Below are 2,053 nucleotides of genomic sequence, written 5' to 3'. Positions count from 1 at the left end.
TACTTTGCATAACATAGGTTGCATAGCATGCCCAAGGATTCGTTGATTTGCAAACTTGCTCGTTTCAATCTAACTTTATCTCGTGGGATGTTGACGTTGTTTCAGTCGATGGGCACGCTATACACCCCCCACCGTTGTAGCCAATTATTAGAAAATTCTGATTACAAATCAGGATTATTAAATAGAAATATTAAATATCATAAAGACAATGAAATATAAAAAAGCAATAGTTGGAATATTGAACTTGTCCTTAGTCTTTTTGTATGGATGTTTTGGTGAAACAAATTGTCCAGGATTTTCAAGAGAATATTTAAATTGGATGCCATATTCTCGTTATAATTATATTAGATTTTCTAATGGAATTGATACAATAAGATTTGTAATTGAAGATGCATTTTATTCTGAACCATATTCTTTTAAAAACAACTGTAAATGTGATTGTGGTGCAAGTGCATACTTTACATCCTGTATAACTAATGAAATAGATTTGCAAATAGAAGGAAATACTTATTACGGAAGTTCTTTAGAAATAAATTATGAGTATAAATTTATCAAACACGGATATTTCGGAAATTATTATGTTGCAGAAAGCAGTGATGACTTCTTTTTCAGCAAAGAAGACGGAGAAGTGTCCAATGAAATAATTCCCGAATTTACAGTGAATAATGTAGTCTATGATAATGTTATTAAGTTAGAACTTGATACGATTGATGATAATAGTTTAAATTGGAGAAAACCAAATATATGGAGAACTTTCATTGCGGATTCAGTTGGTATTATACAATTTGAACTTTGTGAAACAGGGGAAATATGGAGGATTATTAATAAATAACAGGCTACAACAAGGGTTTAATAAAATGCAGGCTATCAGCGGATTAGGAAACTTTACCGTTTCAATCCAGCTTTCTCATCGTGGGACGATGACGATGTTCCAACCGCCTGCACTTTATCAACCCCCAGCCGTTATGCGCAAGCAAATGAAAACCAACACAATAACGTCCATTAATAAAAACTGCATACAATGAAAATACAAGATGTTCTGATTAAAGAAATTGAAAACAAACGGACAGAATTCAAAACTGAAAATTATCCGATGTCAATTGGTGAATTAGTTAATCTTTATGAGAATGAAGAAATAATTATTAATCCAGACTTTCAAAGATATTTCCGATGGACTGATTTACAAAAAACAAGATTAATTGAATCTATTGTTTTAGGAATTCCAATTCCTTCAATATTCTTATTTCAACGCGATGATGGTATTTGGGAAATAGTTGATGGTCTGCAAAGAGTATCTTCAATACTTCAATTTATGGGTGCTCTTAAAGAAAAAACCCCTTTGAAATTACAGGGTACAAAGTACTTACCACATTTTGAAGGGTTTAAATGGGATAATTCCGAAAATGAAGATTATGAACTACCCACATCTGTGAAACTTTATTTTAAAAGAGCAAAATTAAATTTGTCTATAATTTTAGGAGACACAGGTGCCAATGCGAAATTTGAAGTATTTCAAAGATTAAATACGGGAGGAACTTATGCTTCTGACCAAGAGGTTAGAAATAGCGCAATGATAATGGTAAATAAGCCAACTTTTACTTGGTTTATTGCACTTTCAGATAATGAAGATTTTCAAAGTACATTATCACTATCAGATAGACTTTATGAAGAACAATATCACGTAGAATTAGCTCTTCGTCACATTTCATTACTTTATTTTGAATATTCTTCTAAGAAAGATGTTAAAGATTTTCTAGACGACATAACAGAACAAATATTAATGGACACTAATTTTGATTATGAAAATGTTTTAAAAAAATTTGAGACAACTTTTAATATTTTAAATAATCTTTTAGGTGATAACTCCTTCAAACGTTTTGATGGTGTGAAATTTAAAGGAAAATTCTTAGAATCCGCATTTGAAGCAATTTCTATTGGTCTTGCACATAATATAGATAAATATGCTTTCCCTGTTGATAATGATATTTTAATTGAAAAAATAAAGAAATTACATACTGAAGAATATTTCATTAAATATACTGGTTCAGGTTCA

3 protein-coding genes are annotated in these 2,053 nt (G+C 30.5%); all 3 read left to right on the top strand.

Translation table 11 applies throughout. The annotated features are described in order from the left end of the window. Positions 1-208 precede the first annotated feature (208 nt). Positions 209-832, top strand: coding sequence for a hypothetical protein (locus HPY60_11965; GenBank protein NPV51892.1), 624 nt, complete (start codon positions 209-211; stop codon positions 830-832). Positions 833-857: 25 nt separating this feature from the next. Further along, positions 858-1,025, top strand: a complete 168-nt coding sequence (locus HPY60_11960; protein ID NPV51891.1) for a hypothetical protein — start codon at positions 858-860, stop codon at positions 1,023-1,025. Beyond that, positions 1,022-2,053 (top strand): DUF262 domain-containing protein (locus HPY60_11955; GenBank protein ID NPV51890.1); only part of this gene is annotated, 1,032 nt, incomplete at its 3' end. The genes HPY60_11960 and HPY60_11955, both read left to right, overlap by 4 nt.

Source organism: Methanofastidiosum sp., from assembly GCA_013178285.1.
Classification (GTDB): domain Archaea; phylum Methanobacteriota_B; class Thermococci; order Methanofastidiosales; family Methanofastidiosaceae; genus Methanofastidiosum.
This window is presented reverse-complemented; position numbering and strand designations above follow the sequence as displayed.

Coding starts and splice junctions, on each gene's coding strand:
- HPY60_11965 (NPV51892.1), top strand. CDS start 209: ATGAAATATAAAAAAGCAATAGTTGGAATATTGAACTTGTCCTTAGTC.
- HPY60_11960 (NPV51891.1), top strand. CDS start 858: ATGCAGGCTATCAGCGGATTAGGAAACTTTACCGTTTCAATCCAGCTT.